This window comes from Variovorax sucrosi (genome assembly GCF_051216635.1).
Lineage (GTDB): Bacteria > Pseudomonadota > Gammaproteobacteria > Burkholderiales > Burkholderiaceae_C > Variovorax.
In genome coordinates, this window is the sequence record NZ_JBPJZU010000013.1 from 108,013 (window position 1) to 124,473 (window position 16,461).

At 68.5% G+C, this 16,461-nt stretch carries 14 protein-coding genes and 1 pseudogene; 13 read left to right on the forward strand and 2 right to left on the reverse strand.

Features of this window, described 5'->3' with window-relative positions:
- Positions 1 to 35 precede the first annotated feature (35 nt).
- The 9 genes from ACSFBE_RS22750 to ACSFBE_RS22790 all read left to right on the forward strand — a co-directional run bounded on the left by ACSFBE_RS22750 (position 36) and on the right by ACSFBE_RS22790 (position 10,065).
- Entirely contained in the window at positions 36 to 1,178 is a 1,143-nt protein-coding gene (locus ACSFBE_RS22750; RefSeq protein ID WP_435492673.1) for an ABC transporter substrate-binding protein, read from the forward strand.
- Between the two features lie 32 nt (positions 1,179 to 1,210).
- Positions 1,211 to 2,539: an aromatic ring-hydroxylating dioxygenase subunit alpha gene (locus ACSFBE_RS22755; protein ID WP_435492674.1), complete on the forward strand. Its 1,329-nt coding sequence runs from the start codon at positions 1,211 to 1,213 to the stop codon at positions 2,537 to 2,539.
- A complete protein-coding gene (locus tag ACSFBE_RS22760) occupies positions 2,536 to 3,027 on the forward strand; it encodes an aromatic-ring-hydroxylating dioxygenase subunit beta (RefSeq protein ID WP_435492675.1) in 492 nt (163 codons plus the stop codon). The genes ACSFBE_RS22755 and ACSFBE_RS22760 overlap by 4 nt, the downstream gene beginning before the upstream one ends.
- Before the next feature lie 38 nt (positions 3,028 to 3,065).
- On the forward strand, positions 3,066 to 4,238 hold the full coding sequence (locus tag ACSFBE_RS22765) for an ABC transporter substrate-binding protein (protein ID WP_435492676.1): 1,173 nt from the start codon (positions 3,066 to 3,068) through the stop codon (positions 4,236 to 4,238).
- Between the two features lie 49 nt (positions 4,239 to 4,287).
- Positions 4,288 to 5,343 carry a branched-chain amino acid ABC transporter permease gene (locus ACSFBE_RS22770; protein WP_435492677.1) on the forward strand — a complete coding sequence of 352 codons (1,056 nt, stop codon included), beginning with the start codon at positions 4,288 to 4,290 and terminating at the stop codon, positions 5,341 to 5,343.
- Positions 5,344 to 5,429: 86 nt separating this feature from the next.
- Positions 5,430 to 7,148: a branched-chain amino acid ABC transporter ATP-binding protein/permease gene (locus ACSFBE_RS22775; RefSeq protein WP_435492684.1), complete on the forward strand. Its 1,719-nt coding sequence runs from the start codon at positions 5,430 to 5,432 to the stop codon at positions 7,146 to 7,148.
- A gap of 59 nt (positions 7,149 to 7,207) precedes the next feature.
- A complete protein-coding gene (locus tag ACSFBE_RS22780; RefSeq protein WP_435492678.1) occupies positions 7,208 to 7,939 on the forward strand; it encodes an ABC transporter ATP-binding protein in 732 nt (243 codons plus the stop codon).
- Complete coding sequence (locus tag ACSFBE_RS22785) at positions 7,929 to 9,521, forward strand: ATP-dependent acyl-CoA ligase (protein WP_435492679.1); 1,593 nt, start codon at positions 7,929 to 7,931, stop codon at positions 9,519 to 9,521. The genes ACSFBE_RS22780 and ACSFBE_RS22785 overlap by 11 nt, the downstream gene beginning before the upstream one ends.
- Positions 9,522 to 9,549: 28 nt before the next feature.
- Positions 9,550 to 10,065 carry a MarR family winged helix-turn-helix transcriptional regulator gene (locus ACSFBE_RS22790; RefSeq protein ID WP_435492680.1) on the forward strand — a complete coding sequence of 172 codons (516 nt, stop codon included), beginning with the start codon at positions 9,550 to 9,552 and terminating at the stop codon, positions 10,063 to 10,065.
- A gap of 32 nt (positions 10,066 to 10,097) precedes the next feature.
- Here the strand turns inward: ACSFBE_RS22790 and ACSFBE_RS22795 are convergent, their stop codons facing one another.
- Together ACSFBE_RS22795 and ACSFBE_RS22800 are read right to left on the reverse strand one after the other, a co-directional pair.
- Complete coding sequence (locus tag ACSFBE_RS22795; protein ID WP_435492681.1) at positions 10,098 to 11,009, reverse strand: BUD32 family EKC/KEOPS complex subunit; 912 nt, start codon at positions 11,007 to 11,009, stop codon at positions 10,098 to 10,100.
- Entirely contained in the window at positions 11,006 to 12,703 is a 1,698-nt protein-coding gene (locus tag ACSFBE_RS22800) for an FMN-binding glutamate synthase family protein (protein ID WP_435492685.1), read from the reverse strand. The genes ACSFBE_RS22795 and ACSFBE_RS22800 overlap by 4 nt, the downstream gene beginning before the upstream one ends.
- A 52-nt stretch (positions 12,704 to 12,755) precedes the next feature.
- Here ACSFBE_RS22800 and ACSFBE_RS22805 point away from each other — a divergent pair, with 52 nt between their 5' ends.
- The 4 genes and pseudogenes from ACSFBE_RS22805 to ACSFBE_RS22820 all read left to right on the forward strand — a co-directional run.
- On the forward strand, positions 12,756 to 13,550 hold the full coding sequence (locus ACSFBE_RS22805) for a YecA/YgfB family protein (RefSeq protein ID WP_435492682.1): 795 nt from the start codon (positions 12,756 to 12,758) through the stop codon (positions 13,548 to 13,550).
- Between the two features lie 42 nt (positions 13,551 to 13,592).
- Entirely contained in the window at positions 13,593 to 13,961 is a 369-nt protein-coding gene (locus tag ACSFBE_RS22810) for a tyrosine-type recombinase/integrase (protein ID WP_435492686.1), read from the forward strand.
- Between the two features lie 580 nt (positions 13,962 to 14,541).
- Positions 14,542 to 15,060: pseudogene (locus tag ACSFBE_RS22815) on the forward strand (DUF6531 domain-containing protein); the annotation flags it as partial.
- Positions 15,061 to 15,093: 33 nt separating this feature from the next.
- Positions 15,094 to 16,461 (forward strand): hypothetical protein (locus ACSFBE_RS22820; protein ID WP_435492687.1); only part of this gene is annotated, 1,368 nt, incomplete at its 3' end.

A 16,461-nucleotide genomic window follows, 5' to 3' on the forward strand; every position in this document is an offset into this window, starting at 1 on the left:
CCCGCCCCTCACTTTCATCACTTACTGATCGCACCATGAACAAGCCCACATCCCTCCTGGCCGCCGCGGCGCTGGCGCTGTCCGTCTCGCAGGCCTTCGCCGCCGATCTCAAGATCGGCTTCATCAGCTCGCTGTCCGGGCCGGTCGCGGCACTCGGCATCCCCTACGAGAAGGGCATCCGCGCGGCCATCGCCGAGCATCCGTCCATCGGCGGGCGCAAGGTCGAGCTGATCGTGCTGGACGACGCATCGGACCCGACCACCGCCGGGCGCAATGCGCGCAAGCTGGTGGTCGACGACAAGGTCGACGTGCTCATCGGCACCTCCGGCGTGCCCGGCGCGATGGCCATCGCCGCGGTGGCGCGCGAGCTCAACGTGCCGCTCATCTCGCCGACGCCGGTCACCATCCCGGGGCCGGAAGGCGTGTGGACCGTGACCGTGTCGCAGCCCTTCCCGCTGATGGTGTCGGCGGTGGTCGAGCGCATGAAGAAATCCAACGTGAAGTCGGTCGCCTTCATCGGCTTCTCCGACGCGCTGGGCGACTTGGCCTACGACTCGCTGCTGAAAAGTGCCGAGGCCGCGGGCATCAAGGTGGTGACCAACGAGCGCTATGCGCGCAGCGATTCGTCGGTCGCCGGCCAGGTGCTGAAGATCGTCGCGCAGCGGCCCGATGCGGTGTTCGCCGGCAACTCCGGCACGCCCGGTGCCTTGCCCTACCTCGGGCTGGCCGAGCGCGGCTACAAGGGCCCGATCTACGGCACGCACGGCCTGATCAATGCCGACTTCGTGCGCGTGGGCGGCAGCGCCATCGAAGGCCTGCAGGTGCCCAGCGGCCCGGTGCTGGTGGCCGACCAGCTGCCCGACACCAACCCGATCAAGAAGGTCTCGCTCGCCTTCCGCGCGGCCTACCAGAAGACCCACGGCAGCGTCCCGACCGATGCCTTCTCCTCCTACACGTACGACGCCTACCTGCTGCTCGCCGATGCGGCCGCGCGCACCAAGGGCGAGCCCGGCACGCCGGCCTTCCGCACCGCGCTGCGCGATGCGATCGTCACGACGAAGGAGCTGGTGGGCACGCACGGCGTCTACAACTTCACGCCCGACAACCGCTACGGTTCCGACCAGCGCGCGGTGGTGATCGTGAAGATGGAGAAGGGTCAGTGGAAGCTGGTGCCCTGAGACGCAGCAGCCACGCCGCCGTGTCCATCCCCATGTCAGACCGCTACCGAGGCCGACCCGACGCCGTCCGTGCGTTGGTGCAGGACGACCGCGTCCACCGCGACCTGTACCTGAGCGAAGAACTGTTCGCCCTGGAGCGCGAGCAGTTCTTCGCCGCGACCTGGAACTACCTGGGCCACGCGAGCCAGGTGCCGAACGCGGGCGACTACCTGACGCAGGACATTGCCGGCCGTCCGCTGGTGATGGTGCGCCAGCCCGACGGCGGGCTGAAGGTGCTCTACAACCGCTGCGCCCACAAGGGCACGCAGCTGGTGAGCGACCCCTGTGGCAACACCGGCAAGTTCTTCCGCTGCCCCTACCACGCCTGGACCTACCGGCTCGACGGTGCGCCGTTGGCCCTGCCGCTGAAAGCCGGCTACGAGGGCACGCAGCTCAAGCAGTGCGAGTCGGGCCGCGGCATGGTGGCGCTGGCGAACGTGGCGGTGTACCGCGACTTCGTCTTCGTGCGCCTGAGCGAGGCCGGGCCTTCGTTCGAGGACTACTTCGGCGACGTGCTGCAGGCGATCGACAACCTGGTCGACCGCTCGCCCGAAGGTCGCCTCGTGGTCGCCGGCGGCGCGATGCGCAACATCATCCATTGCAACTGGAAGATGTACCTGGAGAACATCAACGACACGGTGCATCCGATGTCGACCCACGAGTCGGCCACTCAGGCGGCCAACCAGTTGTGGCAGGGCCACGGGCCGGACGAGCCCAAGCCGATGGCGATGGAGCAGATCCTGCCCTTCGGCGCGGGCTACGACTTCTTCGACCGCATGGGCGGTCGGGTGTTCGCCAACGGGCACAGCCTGCTGGGCGTCAATTTCAGCATCCATTCCAGCTACGCGCAGGTGCCGGCCTACGAGGCGGCGATGGCCGCGGCGCATGGCGCCGAGCGCGCGGCCGACATCCTGCAGCGCTCGCCGCAGAACGCGGTGCTGTTCCCGAGCCTGGCGGCCAAGGGCTCGCCGCAGGCCATCCGAGTGATCCGTCCGCTCGCGGCCGACCGCACGCTGGTCGAGGCCTGGGCCTTCCGGCCGGCCGGTGCGCCCGAGCTGCTGTTCGAGCGTTCACTCACCTACAACCGGCTGGTGTTCTCGCCGATGTCGATCGTCGCGCACGACGACGTCGCGCTGTTCGAGAGCATGCAACAGGGCCTGCGCGCCGACGGCAACGAGTGGATCAGCCTGCACCGCGACCACCGCCCCGGCGAGGCCGACACGCCGGTGCAGACCGTCAACGGCACCAACGAGCTGCTGATGCGCAACCAGTTCCGCGCCTGGGCCCGCTTCATGACCCAGGGCATGGAGGCGGCGGCATGACGGACGGCCTGTTCTCGGAGGATGCCCTGTCGCGCTTCGTCGAGGACGAGACCGCGTTGCTCGACGACGGCCGTTACGACGAATGGCTGGCGCTCTTCGCGGCCGACGGCCACTACTGGGTGCCGCTGCTGGGCGCGCGCCAGGCCGACCCCCACACCCACAACTCGATCGCGTACGAAGACCGGCTGCTCCTGCAGCTGCGCATCGAGCGTCTGAAGAACCCGCGTGCCCATTCGCAGCATCCGCCCAGCCAGGGGCAGCACGTGCTGCAGCGACCGCGAGTGGAGTCCATCGATCTCGATGCCGGATTCGCTGTGCTGCGCACTCCCTTCGTCTATATCGAGGCGCGCGGCGAGCGCGAGCTGCTGCTGACCGGCCGCTATCGCCACACGCTGGTGCGCGAGGCCGGCGTGCTGCGCCTGCGGCAAAAGCGCGTCGACCTGCTGCAGCCGGAGCGGCCGCTGCCGGCGATCCAGTTGTTCATCTAGTTCCCTTTTTCCATCCACCCACCCACGAGGCCCCCGCCATGAAGCGCTTGATCCGGACCCTGACACGCTGCGCCACCGCAGCCGCCGCCCTGGCCACCTTCGCCGCCTTGCTGCCGGCCGCGCAGGCGGCCGACCTGAAGGTGGGCCTGAGCGTTTCGCTCTCCGGCCCCAACTCGTCGCTGGGTGTGCCCTACGCCAAGGGCATGCAGGCGGCGCTGGCGTACAAGGGCGAGGTCAACGGCCGCAAGATCCAGCTGGTGGTGCTGGACGACGGCTCCGATCCGACCGCTGCCGGGCGCAATGCGCGCAAGCTGGTGGACGAGGAGAAGGTCGACGTGCTCATGGGCACCTCGGGCGTGCCCTCGGCGATCGCGATGGCACAGGTCGGGCGCGAGTCGAAGACCGCGCTGATCGGGCTCACCCCGATCATGCTCGACCCGGCCGAGAACCCCTGGGTCATGACGGTGGCGCAGCCCACCCAGCTCATGATCGACGCGGTGGTCGAACGCATGAAGCGCAACGGCGTCAAGAGCGTGGGCTACATCGGCTTCTCCGACGCCTGGGGCGACCTGGTGTACGCCGCGCTGATGAAAGCGGCGCCGGCCGCCGGCATCACGGTGCTGGGCAACGAGCGCTATGCCCGCGCGGATGCATCGGTCACCGGCCAGGTGCTCAAGCTGCTGGCGCTCAAGCCCGAGGCGGTGATGACCGGCGGCGCCGGCACGCCCGGCGCGCTGCCCTTTCTCGCGTTGCAGGAGCGCGGCTTCAAGGGCGGCGTGTACGGCCAGCACGGCCTGATCAACCCCGACTTCGTGCGCGTTGTGGGCGCGGCGGGGCAGGGGGCGCTGATGCCCACCGGCCCCATCATCGTGGCCGAGCAGCTGCCGGCTGAGCACCCGAGCAAGAAGATCGGGCTCGACTTCCGGGCTGTGTTCCAGAAAGTGAACAACGCACCGACCACCGATGCGTTCTCGGCCTACTCCTTCGACGGATGGCTGGTCTTCGCCGATGCTGCGGCCCGTGCGATGGCCAAGGCCGAGCCTGGCACCCCGGAATTCCGGGTCGCCCTGCGCGACGCCATCTTCAGCACCAAGGAGCTGGTGGGCGTGCACGGCGTCTACAGCTTCAAGCCCGGCAACCTCTACGGCGTCGACGAACGCGCCCGGGTGATCGTCAAGCTCGACAACGGCCAGTGGAAGCTCGCACCTTGATCTCCGTCACTTCTCTTCTTTTGCAGCCCTACGCCGGGAGCAGCGCACGATGACCTGGGACGTCGCACTCATCCTCGGCATCGACGGCCTGGCCAACGGCGCGGTGTACCTGCTCGCCGGGCTCGGCCTGGTGCTGATCTTCTCGGTCACGCGGGTCGTCTTCGTGCCCTTCGGCGACGTCGCCGCCTTCGCGGCGCTGACGCTCGCCGCCTTCGAGACCGGTCGCACGCCGCCGACCATCGGCCTGGTGCTCACGCTGGCCGCCATCGCGGTGCTGGTCGAGGTGGTTGCGCTGCTGCGCCGCCACGAAGCCGCGCGCATCCCGAAGGCGATCGCCCTCTGGGGCCTGTTGCCGGCCGTTCCCTGCCTGCTGGCCTGGCTGGCCGCGCGCAGCGGCATGCCGGCGGCGGTGCAGATCGCCGCCTCGGTGCTGCTGGTGGTGCCGATCGCGCCGCTGCTGGCGCGCATCGTGTTCCAGCCGATCGCCGATGCTTCGGTGCTGGTGCTGCTGATCGTCTCGCTGGCGCTGCACTTCCTGCTGTCGGGCCTGGGTCTGCTGTTCTTCGGGCCCGAAGGCTCGCGCACCCAGCCACTGGCGTCGGGCGTGCTGACCCTGGGCAACGGCTTCACCGTCAGCGCCCAGGTGATCCTGATGGTCGGCTCCGCCGTGGTGCTGAGCGGCCTGTTCTTCCTGGTGTTCGAGCGCACCGTGGCCGGCAAGGCGCTGCGGGCCACGGCGGTCAACCGGGTGGGGGCGCGGCTGGTCGGCATCCGGCCGGCGCGCACCGCCATCCTGGCCTACGGCTGCGCGTCGCTGCTGGCCGGGCTGATCGGCGTGCTGATCGCGCCGGTGACCACCATGTACTACGACTCGGGCTTCATCATCGGCCTGAAGGCCTTCGTGGCGGCCATCATCGGCGGCCTGGTGAGCTACCCGATCACCGCCATCGGCGCGATCGCGGTCGGTCTGGTCGAGAGCTTCGCGTCATTCTGGAGCGGTGCCTTGAAGGACGTGATCGTCTTCAGCCTGCTGATCCCGGTGCTGATGCTGCGCTCCTTCCTGAGCGTGCATTCGGAAGAGGAAGAAGACGAGGTGGATCAATGAGCGCCCGTTCTTCCAGCCGTTCGTCCAGCCGTTTCTCGCGCCGCCTCTGGCTCGGCCTGCTGGTGCTGGCCTTCGCGCTGGCGCCGATGGTGGCCGGCAACTTCACCGTCTCGCTGATGAACGACATCGGCATCGGCGCGCTGGTCGCGCTCGGCCTGGTGCTGCTGACCGGCGTGGGTGGGGCCACCTCCTTCGGGCAGGCCGCCTTCGTCGGCATCGCCGCCTACGCGACCGCCTGGCTCACCACGACGCAGGGGCTCTCGCCCTGGATCGGGCTGCTGTTCGCGCTGCTGCTCACCGGGCTGTCGGCGCTGGCCATCGGCATGCTCACGCTGCGCCTGGGCGGGCACTTCCTGCCGCTGTCGACCATTGCGTGGGGCTTGTCGATCGCGATGCTGTTCGGCAACGTCGACGCGCTGGGCCGCCACACGGGCCTGTCGAACATCCCGGCGCTGCGCATCGGCGCCTGGGTGCTGTCGGACCCGCGCTCGATCTACTACCTGATCTGGAGCATCGTGGGCCTGGCCTTCCTGTTCGGCCACAACCTGCTGCAGTCGCGGCCGGGCCGTGCCATCCGCGGGCTGCGCGGCGGCGCGACCCTGCTGGCGAGCGTGGGGGCGGATGCCTACCGCGTGCGGCTCACGCTCTTCGTCACTGCGGCGCTGCTGGCGGGCATCGCGGGCTGGCTCTATGCCCACATGAACCGCTTCGTGAGCCCGGCGCCCTTCGACGTCCGTGCCAGCATCGAGTACCTGCTGATGGCGGTGGCCGGCGGGCTCGGCCAGCTCACGGGCGCGCTCGTCGGTGCGGCGCTGGTGCTGGTGCTGAAGAACGGGCTGCAGGACGTGCTGCCGATGCTCACGCAGCGTGCCGGGCAGCTGGAGGCCATCGCCTTCGCGACCCTGTTCATCCTGCTGCTGCACTTCGCGCGCAGCGGGCTGATGGGCTTCGTGCGGCGCATCACCAAGGGCCGCTTCCAGGCGCCGCCGGCCACCGCGCCCAGCGAGCCGGTGGCGCCGCTGCCGCAGCGCGCGCTGCCGGTGCACGGCACCCGCATCCTGTCGGTCGAGGGCGCGGTCAAGCGCTTCGGCGGCCTGGTGGCGGTGAACGACGTGAGCTTCGAGGTGAACGCCGGCGAGATCATCGGCCTGATCGGCCCCAACGGTGCCGGCAAGTCGACCATGTTCAACCTGCTGACCTGCACCGCGCCGATGACGGCCGGCAAGGTGCGCTTCCTCGACCGCGACATCGCCGGCCTGCCGCAGCGCGAGGTGGCGCGGCTCGGCCTCGCGCGCACCTTCCAGCACGTCAAGCTGCGACCGCAGATGACGCTGCTGGACAACGTGGCGCTCGGTGCCTATGCGCGCACCGGGGCCGGCGTGCTCAAGGCCGGGCTGCGGCTCGATCGCGCCGAGGAACGGCAGGTGCTGCAGGAGGCGCAGCGCCAGCTCGATCGCATCGGCCTGGGCGACCGCTCGCACGAACTGGCGGGCAGCTTGCCGCTGGGCACCCAGCGCATCCTGGAGATCGCCCGCGCGCTGGCGGCCGACCCGGTGCTGCTGGTGCTCGACGAGCCGGCGGCCGGCCTGCGCCGCAAGGAAAAGATGGCGCTGGGCGAACTGCTGCGCAAGCTTCGGGAGGAGGGCGTGACCATCCTCATCGTCGAACACGACATGGACTTCGTCATGAAACTCGTCGATCGCCTGGTGGTGATGAACTTCGGCTCCAAGCTGGTGGAGGGCGTGCCCGCGGCGGTGCGCGCCGACGAGCGGGTGCAAGCCGCCTACCTCGGGAGCGTCGTATGAGCGCCGCCCGGCCGCCCGAAGGCGCTCAGCACCGCAGCCCGCAGGGCGGAGGTCGCAGTATGAGCGCGGCCATGCTGGAGTTCGGCGACCTGCACGTCTCGTACGGCCAGGTGGATGCGGTGCGGGGCGTGTCGCTCTCGCTCGACAAGGGCCAGATCGTCTCGGTGATCGGGCCCAACGGCGCCGGCAAGACCACGCTCCTGGCCGCGGCCATGGGCCTGTTGCCGTCCAAAGGGGTGCTGCGCTTCGAGGGCGAGGACCTGCACGGCCTGGACGTCGAGTCGCGGGTCGAACGGGGCCTGGTGCTGGTACCCGAGAAGCGCGAGCTCTTCGGCGAGCTCACCGTGCTGGACAACCTGCAGCTGGGTGCCTACTCGCGGCGGCTCAAGAGCGAGGTGCTGAAGAAGCGGCTGGCCTCCGTCTACGAGCGCTTTCCGCGGCTGGCCGAGCGCAAGGCACAGCGCGCCGACACGCTCTCGGGCGGCGAGCGCCAGATGCTGGCCGTGGGGCGCGCGTTGATGTCGGGGCCACGGCTGCTGATGCTCGACGAGCCCAGCCTCGGCCTCGCGCCGCTGATCGTGCGCGACATCCTGGCCATCGTGCGCAGCCTGCGCGACGACGGCGTGTCGATCCTGCTGGTGGAGCAGAACGCGCGCGCGGCGCTGGAGAGTTCCGACGAAGGCTATGTGCTGGAGACCGGCGAGATCGCGCTGCATGGTGCCTCGCAGTCGCTGGCGAGCGACCCGCGGGTGCAGGCGACTTACCTGGGTGGCGGGACCCATGACGACTGAGAACCCTGCGCTCGCTGCGGACGAGGCCTGGCCGCTGGCCGAGCGCACCGTGCCGTGCCTGCTGCAGCGGCAGGCGGTGGCGCTGGGCGATCGGCCGCTGCTCACCGTGGCCGGCAGCCGCTGGACCCATGCCGGCGCGGTGGAGGCGGTGGCGCGCCGGGCCGCCGCGCTGCTGGCCGCCGGTGTCGGGCGCGGCGACCGGGTGGCGATCCTGTGCGGCAACCGGGTCGAGTTCCTCGAGGTCTTCCTGGCCTGCGGCTGGATCGGTGCGGTGTCGGTGCCGATCAATTCGGCCTCGATGGGACCGCAGATCGCCTACTTCCTCGCCGACAGCGGCGCGCGGCTGCTGGTGATGGAAGCGCCTTTTCTCGAGCGTCTGCAGACCGCCGAGCTGGCCGGTACCGCGCTCGAGCGCGTCTGGGTGGTGGGTGGCGACGGACCGCTGCCCGCGCCGCAGGGCCTGCGCTGCGAGGCCTACCCGGAGTTGGGCGACGCGGTGGCGCCGGCGGCGGTGCAGCCCGGCGAGGCACTCGCCATCCTCTACACCTCCGGCACCACCGGGCCGGCCAAGGGCGTGGTCTGTCCGCATGCCCAGTACCACGGCTGGGGTGCCAACACCGCGCGCATCCTGGGCCTGGGGCCCGACGACGTGCTGGCCACCACGCTGCCGCTGTTCCACATCAATGCGCTCAACACCTTCGCGCAGGCCTCGCTGGCGGGCGGCGAGGTGGTGTTCCTGCCGCGCTTCTCGGCCTCGGGCTTCTGGCCCGCGATGCAGGCCTGCAACGCCACGGTGGTCTACCTGCTCGGCGCGATGGTGCCGATCCTGCTGGCGCAGCCGGCCGGCGAGGGCGAGCGGGCGCACCGGGTGCGCACCGGGCTCGGCCCGGGCGTGCCGGCCTCGGCCAGTGCCGCCTTCCGTGAGCGCACCGGCGTGAAGCTGCTCGAAGGCTACGGCTCGACCGAAACCAATTTCGTCATCGCCACCCGGCCAGACAGTGAACGCACAGGCGTCATGGGCTGGCTGCAGCCGGGCTTCGAGGCGCGGGTGGCGGACGCCTTCGACGCGCCGCTGCCCGACGGCGAGGCCGGTGAACTGCTGCTGCGCGCCGACGCGCCCTTCGCCTTCGCGACCGGCTACTTCAACCTGCCGGACAAGACGGTGGAAGCCTGGCGCAACCTGTGGTTCCACACCGGCGACCGGGTGGTGCGCGAGGCCGACGGCGCCTTCCGCTTCATCGACCGGCTGAAGGACGCGATCCGGCGGCGCGGCGAGAACATCTCTTCCTACGAGGTCGAGCAGGTGCTGCAGGGCCATCCGGCGGTGGCGACGGTGGTGGTGTACCCGGTGCGTTCCGAGCTGGCGGAGGACGAGGTGATGGCCTCGGTCATCCTGCGGCCGGAGGCCATGGCCACGCCGGCCGACCTCGCCGGTTACTGCGACGGCCGCCTGCCGTACTTCGCGATCCCGCGCTACATCGACCTGGTCGACGACCTCCCGCGCACCGAGAACGGCAAGGTGCAGAAGTTTCGCCTGCGCGAGCGCGGCGTGACGCCGGGCACCTGGGACCGCCAGCGCTGAGCGCGCCTGTGCCGTACGGAGACCTGTCATGAAGCCCGACGACCCTTCGCACACGCTGCTCAGCCGCGCCAGCGAACTCGGCCACGAGGCGCGTGCCGGCAGCGGCGACCATGCGGTGCTCAGGCTCTGGCTGCGCATGCTCGCGACTACCACCCAGATCGAGCGCGAGATCCGGACCCGGCTGCGCGAGCGCTTCGGCATCACGCTGGCGCGCTTCGACTATCTGGCGCAGTTGCACCGCTACCGCGAAGGGCTCTCGATGCGGGCGCTGTCGCGCTACCTGATGGTGACCGGCGGCAACGTGACTGCGCTCACCGACGAGCTCGAGCGCGAGGGCGCCGTCACGCGCCGAAGCAGCCCGGACGATCGGCGCTCCTGGATCGTCAGCCTGACGCCACAGGGCCGGCGCGCCTTCGAATCCATGGCGAAGGAGCACGAGCAGTGGATCCTCGGGATGTTCTCGGCGCTCGATGGCGCCACGGTGCAGCAGCTGCACGCGCAGCTGGGCGCGCTGCGGGTGCACCTGCTGCGGGACGCGCCATGAGCGCCGAGCCTTTCGTGCGCGGGCAGGGTTGCTCAGAGGCCCGGGGCGTACCAGCGCCCCAGCAACCGCGCTGACGCACGCACCCGCTGCGTGTCGCGGCCCCAGCGCCGCCCTTCGGGCAGATGCCGCAGCCAGCGCATGCGCCGCGCGGCGTGGGCGATGCGTTCGCGCACTGCATCGCTGGCGTCGGCCTGCACGGCATGCCAGTGGTCGCCTGCGGCCTGGGGCGAGGCGGCCCGGACCAGCATCGCCGTCGAGTGCAGGTAGCTGAGCCAGTCGCGCGCCTGGCAGTCGGCCAGGCCCAGGGTCTCGCCCGGGTCGTCCTCGAAGTCGATGTAGCCGATCACGCCGTCGGGGCACTGCACCAGGTTGCGGTCGAAGGACTGGCTGAGGTACGCGCCGCGTTCATGGACCTGTGCGATGGCTTCGAGGCCGTCGCGCCAGGCGACCAGCAGGGCCGCGGGGCCGACGGCGGCGGCGTGCTCGAGCCGTTCCCGTAGCACGACCACGGTCGCGCGGCTCTCGCCCAGGTCGGACATCAGCAGGCCATCGGTCTGTTGCGCCAGCACCGCCGGCACGCGCAGCCCGGCCGCGCCCAGTTCGCGCAGGCGCCGGCCTTCGATGGCGATGGCCGCCTCGCCACCCGGGTTGGGCACCGGCGTGAGCACATCGAGGCGCAGCGTGCGAGCAATCAGCCCCAGCAACCGGTAGCCCCATTTGCCATGGCGCGGCCCGGCCTTCTTGAGCCAGACGCGCTCGGCACCGAAGCGGTGGCTGGCGACGGTGGCGGCCTGCCGGGGCAGCATGTCGCGCAGGAACGCCGCGTAGTCGCCCGGCTGCGTATCGTGCGCAGCGGCCGTCAGCGGGGCCGGGGCCGACGCCACGCCCTTGCGCATCTGGATGCGGCCACTGCCGCCGCCGCCACCTCGTCTGAGGGGAGTCATGCCGCCAGGGCCTCGTCGGCTGCGTCGGACAGGTCTTCCGGCACCGGTTGAAAACTGCGGGCGCTGGCCAGCGGCCAATACATCCGGAACACGGTGTGCTGATGGTCCAGCGGACCGAGCAGCGCGCCCGGCTGCACCTGCATCACCAGGTTGCTCAGCAGCCGCACCTCGGTATCGGAGATGCGCCGCACGATGTGGTGTGCGGTGATCTGCTGCGGATGGTCGAGCCCCGCGGCCTGCACCAGTTCCTGCAGCGCATGCAGCGTGCTGCGATGGAAGTTGCGCACCCGCTCGGCCTTGGCCGGCACCACCAGCGCCTGCTGACGCACCGGGTCCTGGGTGGTGACGCCTGTCGGGCAGTGGCCGGTGTGGCAACTCTGTGCCTGGATGCAGCCCAGCGCCATCATGAAGCCGCGGCCCGCGTTGCACCAATCGGCGCCCAGCGCCATCATCCGCGCCAGGTCGAAGGCAGTGATCACCTTGCCGGCGCAGCCGATCTTGATGCGGCCGCGCAGGCCCACGCCGATGAGCGTGTTGTGCACCAGCAGCAGGCCTTCCTGCAGCGGCGCGCCGACGTGGTCGATGAACTCCACCGGCGCCGCGCCGGTGCCGCCCTCGGCGCCGTCCACCACGATGAAGTCCGGCGTGATGCCGGTGGCCAGCATCGCCTTGACGATGGCGAACCATTCCCACGGGTGACCGATGCACAGCTTGAAGCCGGTCGGCTTGCCGCCCGACAGCTCGCGCAGCTTGGCGATGAAATGCATCATCTCGACCGGTGTCGAGAAGGCGCTGTGCGACGAGGGCGAGATGCAGTCGACGCCCACCGGCACGCCGCGCGCGGCCGAGATCTCGGCGGTCACCTTCGGCCCCGGCAGCACGCCGCCGTGGCCGGGCTTGGCGCCCTGGCTCAGCTTGATCTCGACCATCTTTACCTGCGGGTCGCGCGCGTTCACCACGAAGCGTTCCTCGCTGAAGCGGCCGTCGTCCGTACGGCAGCCGAAGTAGCCCGAGCCTATCTCCCAGATCAGGTCGCCGCCGTGCACCCGGTGGTGCTGCGAGATGGAGCCTTCGCCGGTGTCGTGCGCGAAGCCGCCCATCTTCGCGCCCTGGTTGAGCGCCAGCACCGCGTTGGCCGACAGCGCGCCGAAGCTCATCGCCGAGATGTTGAACACGCTGGCGCTGTAGGGCTGGGTGCAGGTGAAGCCCGCGGGCGTCGCCGGGTTGGGCGAGCCGCCGATGACGATGCGGAAGTCGTGGTTGGCCAGCGTCGTCGGCTGCATCGAATGGTTGATCCATTCGTAGCCCGAGATCGTCACGTTGAGCTGGGTGCCGAAGGGCCGGTTGTCCGGCTCGCCCTTGGCGCGCTGGTACACCAGCGAGCGCTGAGCGCGCGAGAAGGGGGCGGCCTCGCTGTCGCTCTCGATGAAGTACTGGCGGATCTCGGGCCGGATGAATTCCAGCAGGAAGCGCAGGTGGCCGATGACCGGGTAGTTGCGCAGGATGGCGTGCCGCTCCTGCCGCAGGTCATGCACGCCCACGCCCGACAGCGTGGCGAACGCGGCCAATGCGATCCAGCCGAGCCAGGCCTGCGGCAGCAGCACCACGGAAACAACACTGGCGGCCAGGCCGACGATACAAAGGGCGAAGGCCGCGTAGCGGGCCGGAAAAAGTGAAAACGTGGGGGTCGAAATGGGGGGTCTCCCGGAGCCTGCTGCATCATAGAGGGCTCATTCCGACTTCTCCATGACCACGAATTCCGACACCGCGGCCGATGCGCCCATCCCCTCGACCGATGCCCAGCCGCTCGGCCCCGAGGATTTCGACCTGCTCGACACCCTGCTCGACGCCATGCGCGAGAAGGACGAGGAGATTCCGCAATGGGAGTTCTGCGAGGGCTTCCTCGCCGCGCTGGTGTGTTCGCGCCGCGCCATCCCTCCCGCCGAATACTGGTCGGTGCTGCTGGGCGACAGCTTCGTGCCCGCGCAGCAGATGGAATTCGTCTGGCACTGGAAGCGCCGCTGGCGCGAGATCGAGCAGGCGCTCGATGCCGACGTGCAGGCGCTCGACGATGACCGCAGCTTCCAGCCCGAGGTGCTCGACACCCGCGGCGCCATCGCGTCGCTGCCCGAGGAAGAGCGCGCCGAGGTCGAGGGCGAGGCCATCCCGTCCTTCGCGCAGGTGTGGGCCCTGGGCTTCATGTACGCGGTCGAGAACTTCCCCGACGACTGGGCCGCGCCGCGCGACAAGGAAGCCGCCGGCATGCTCGACGACGCGCTGCAATCCATCGTCGCCCTGACCGAGGACGACACCGGCAAGCCCGAGGTGTCGATGTTCAGCGAAGACGGCCCACCGAGCGTGAGCCAGCGCCGCCTCGACGACTTCGGCGAGGCGATCTGGGCGGTGTATGACCTCCGCCAGCTGTGGAAGAGCCTGGGTCCGCGGGTGGAGACGATCCGCAAGGAAGCGACGCCGGGGCGGAACGACCCGTGTTCCTGTGGCAGCGGGAAGAAGTACAAGAAGTGCTGCGGGGCGGGGTGACCGCTAGCAAACTGGGTTGCTTGTTGATCGCGCCAAGGGGGACTGGGTCGATGCTCGACGCGATCTACGTCAACACGCTCTGGTGCGGCGATCGGTATGCGCGTCGAGGACGTCTATGTCCAGGGTCGGTGCACCTGGGTGCGGCTGCATGAGAAGGGCGGCAAGGTCCACGAGATGCCCTGCCACCACAATCTCAACGAATACGTACATGCGTATCTGAGCGTTGATGGACTGAGCGACGAGAAGAAGGGGTTTCTGTTCCGATCGGCCAAGGGGCGGGGAGGGCAGTTGTCGTCGCTGCCGATGAGTCAGGCTAACGTCTACCGGATGATCGGCCGGCGCGCCGCAACTGCTTCGGTAGGCACCAAGATCGGTTGCCACTCCTTCCGCGCCACTGGAGTCACCGAGTAGTTACGCAACGGCGGAAAGCTCGAAGTGACCCAACGGATGGCCAACCACGAGAGCGCGCGCACGACGGGGCTCTATGACCGGCGGCAGGATCATGTGTCGCTCGACGAGGTCAAGCTGATCAGAATCTAACCCGCGGCAAACTGCACCCTCGACGAAAGACCGCCCTCAAACCTGAGCTTCCCCCAGCCTTGTGCTGTGTTACATTTTGCAACTCAATCAACTTGGAAATTAGAGCAATCGCAGCATGAGTCTGCTGAGCGCTCGTCCAATCTGGACTCTTATCCGAGACGCCGATGGACGCAAGGGGCGTCTTTTCTACAACAAATGCAACGGGGGGCGAATGCGTGCATTCTTCAAATTAAAACAGAGGGCTAATACATTTGCTGCCGGGGGTCTTTCGACTGGAAGTAATTTCCAGCTTGCTGCACTGTGGAGGCACTTAGCGCTGGCCTTGCTACTCAGTTTTGTGGCGCCGCTTGCCAACGCTCAGGCATGGTTTTACGTAAAGCCGTACTCCTATGAGATCCAGTACGCCGGTGCCGTTGCCAGAGGTTCGACGCCAGAACTGACTTGTGCAGCAATGACGCCACTGTTGCAGGCCTTATACGACACCCTTTATCCTTGGAAAGTAAACACTATCACATTCGCATTTTGCGAAGATCCCCCATCGACGTCTGCGGGTGGCTATGGTTATTTTCAGGACAATTTCCCGACGATAAATCGACTATCCATTAACGCCATTTTTAAATGCCCTGACAATAGCTCTAATGCCAGTGGTTTTACGCCAAATAGTGGCTATTGCCAATGTAATGATGGATTCATTAAAAGTTTAACGGCTTCAACGTGCGAAATTCCAGTCCCGCCGCAAGCGGCTGATTCACCCGGCAGCTGCAAAGCGCCGGCCGGATTGACGGTTGGAAATCCTATCTCCCCCCCCACCAGCGAGAAGGTTGAGTCCCAACTCGACTTCATGGACGCCGGCCCCGCTGCCCTCTCCTTCGTTCGTACGTACAGAAGCACCTGGGGATTTGACGCCTCCCGTCCAGTCGGCTCTCTTGGCAGGACCTGGACGCACAACCACAGCACATCGCTGAAGGTCACTGCCCGAGATGCAGCCGCAACGCCGCAGGCCGTGTCGATCACAACGTCCGAGGGGTACCTGAGAACCTTCTTCAAGACCTTTGGTGCATCAGTCTGGACGGCCACCAACGGCGCCGACACCTTGGCCGGCGGCGGCAACGGCAACTGGACCTACCATCGCGCCGAAGACGACATCACCCAGTCCTTCGACACCGACGGTCGCCTGCTCACCCAGACCGAGCGCAACGGCTGGACTACCACCTACGCCTACAGCGGTGGTCATCTCGCCTACGTCACCAACGCCTTCGGCCGCACGCTTGGTTTTCAGTACAACGGGACCGATCAGCTATTAAGTGTCACCACCCCTGATTCCCGCGTCATCAGCTACGCCTACGACAGCACCGCCCGCCTGAGCACCGTCACCTACCCCGACGCCAAGACCCGGACCTTCGCCTACGAGAACGCATCGTTCCCGCATGCCCTGACCGGCATCTTCGACGAGACCGGCGCACGCTGGAGCACCTTCGCCTACGACACCAAGGGCCGCGCCATCAGCACCGAACTCGCCGGCACTGTCGCGCGCTACCAAGTGAGCTATCCCTCGACAAGCTCGGCCAGCGTCATCGACCCACTGGGCAACGCGCGCTTGTACAGCTACAGCACCATCTTCGGCAAGCTGGCCGTGGCGGGCAGTTCGAGGCCCTCTGACACCAGCGCAGCTGACGCCCAGACGCGCGAGCAAGACGCCAACGGCCTCATCACATCCGAGACCGACTTCAAGGGCGTACAGACCACCACCACCTGGGACGTCGCCCGCCGCCTGCCCACGACTGTCACCCGCGCCGCCGGCACACCCGAGGCCCAGACGACGACGACCCAGTGGCACACCACCTGGGCGCTGCCAGAATTCGTCACTGAGGCCGGTCGCACCACCGCCTACACCTACGACACGCAGGGCAGACCGCTCACGCAAACCGTCACCCACACCGCCGCCGGCAACAAGACCCAGACCACCAGCTGGACCTACACCTCACAGGGCCTGGTCGCCACCGAGACCGCCCCGAACGGTGCAGCGACCAGCTACACCTACGACGCCTTCGGCAACGCCCTCAGCGCCACCAATGCCCTGGGCCACGTCAGCAGCTACAGCTACGACAGCGCCAACCGCATGCTGAGCCAGACCGCCCCCAACGGCCTGGTCACCACCTACACCTGGGACGCCCGCGACCGCCTGCTTACCCAGACCGTCGGCGGCCAGCAGAGCACCACGCTCGCCTACACGCCCTTCGGCGCCATCGCGACGCTCACGCTGCCCACCGGCCTGAGCTTGAGTTACAGCTACGACGCAGCCCACCGCCTGACCGGCTGGAGCAACAACCGCGGCGAGAGCGGCAGCTTCACCCTCGACGCCATGGGCAAC

Coding starts and splice junctions, on each gene's coding strand:
- ACSFBE_RS22750 (WP_435492673.1), top strand. CDS start 36: ATGAACAAGCCCACATCCCTCCTGGCCGCCGCGGCGCTGGCGCTGTCC.
- ACSFBE_RS22755 (WP_435492674.1), top strand. CDS start 1,211: ATGTCAGACCGCTACCGAGGCCGACCCGACGCCGTCCGTGCGTTGGTG.
- ACSFBE_RS22760 (WP_435492675.1), top strand. CDS start 2,536: ATGACGGACGGCCTGTTCTCGGAGGATGCCCTGTCGCGCTTCGTCGAG.
- ACSFBE_RS22765 (WP_435492676.1), top strand. CDS start 3,066: ATGAAGCGCTTGATCCGGACCCTGACACGCTGCGCCACCGCAGCCGCC.
- ACSFBE_RS22770 (WP_435492677.1), top strand. CDS start 4,288: ATGACCTGGGACGTCGCACTCATCCTCGGCATCGACGGCCTGGCCAAC.
- ACSFBE_RS22775 (WP_435492684.1), top strand. CDS start 5,430: ATGGTGGCCGGCAACTTCACCGTCTCGCTGATGAACGACATCGGCATC.
- ACSFBE_RS22780 (WP_435492678.1), top strand. CDS start 7,208: ATGAGCGCGGCCATGCTGGAGTTCGGCGACCTGCACGTCTCGTACGGC.
- ACSFBE_RS22785 (WP_435492679.1), top strand. CDS start 7,929: ATGACGACTGAGAACCCTGCGCTCGCTGCGGACGAGGCCTGGCCGCTG.
- ACSFBE_RS22790 (WP_435492680.1), top strand. CDS start 9,550: ATGAAGCCCGACGACCCTTCGCACACGCTGCTCAGCCGCGCCAGCGAA.
- ACSFBE_RS22795 (WP_435492681.1), bottom strand. CDS start 11,009: ATGACTCCCCTCAGACGAGGTGGCGGCGGCGGCAGTGGCCGCATCCAG.
- ACSFBE_RS22805 (WP_435492682.1), top strand. CDS start 12,756: ATGACCACGAATTCCGACACCGCGGCCGATGCGCCCATCCCCTCGACC.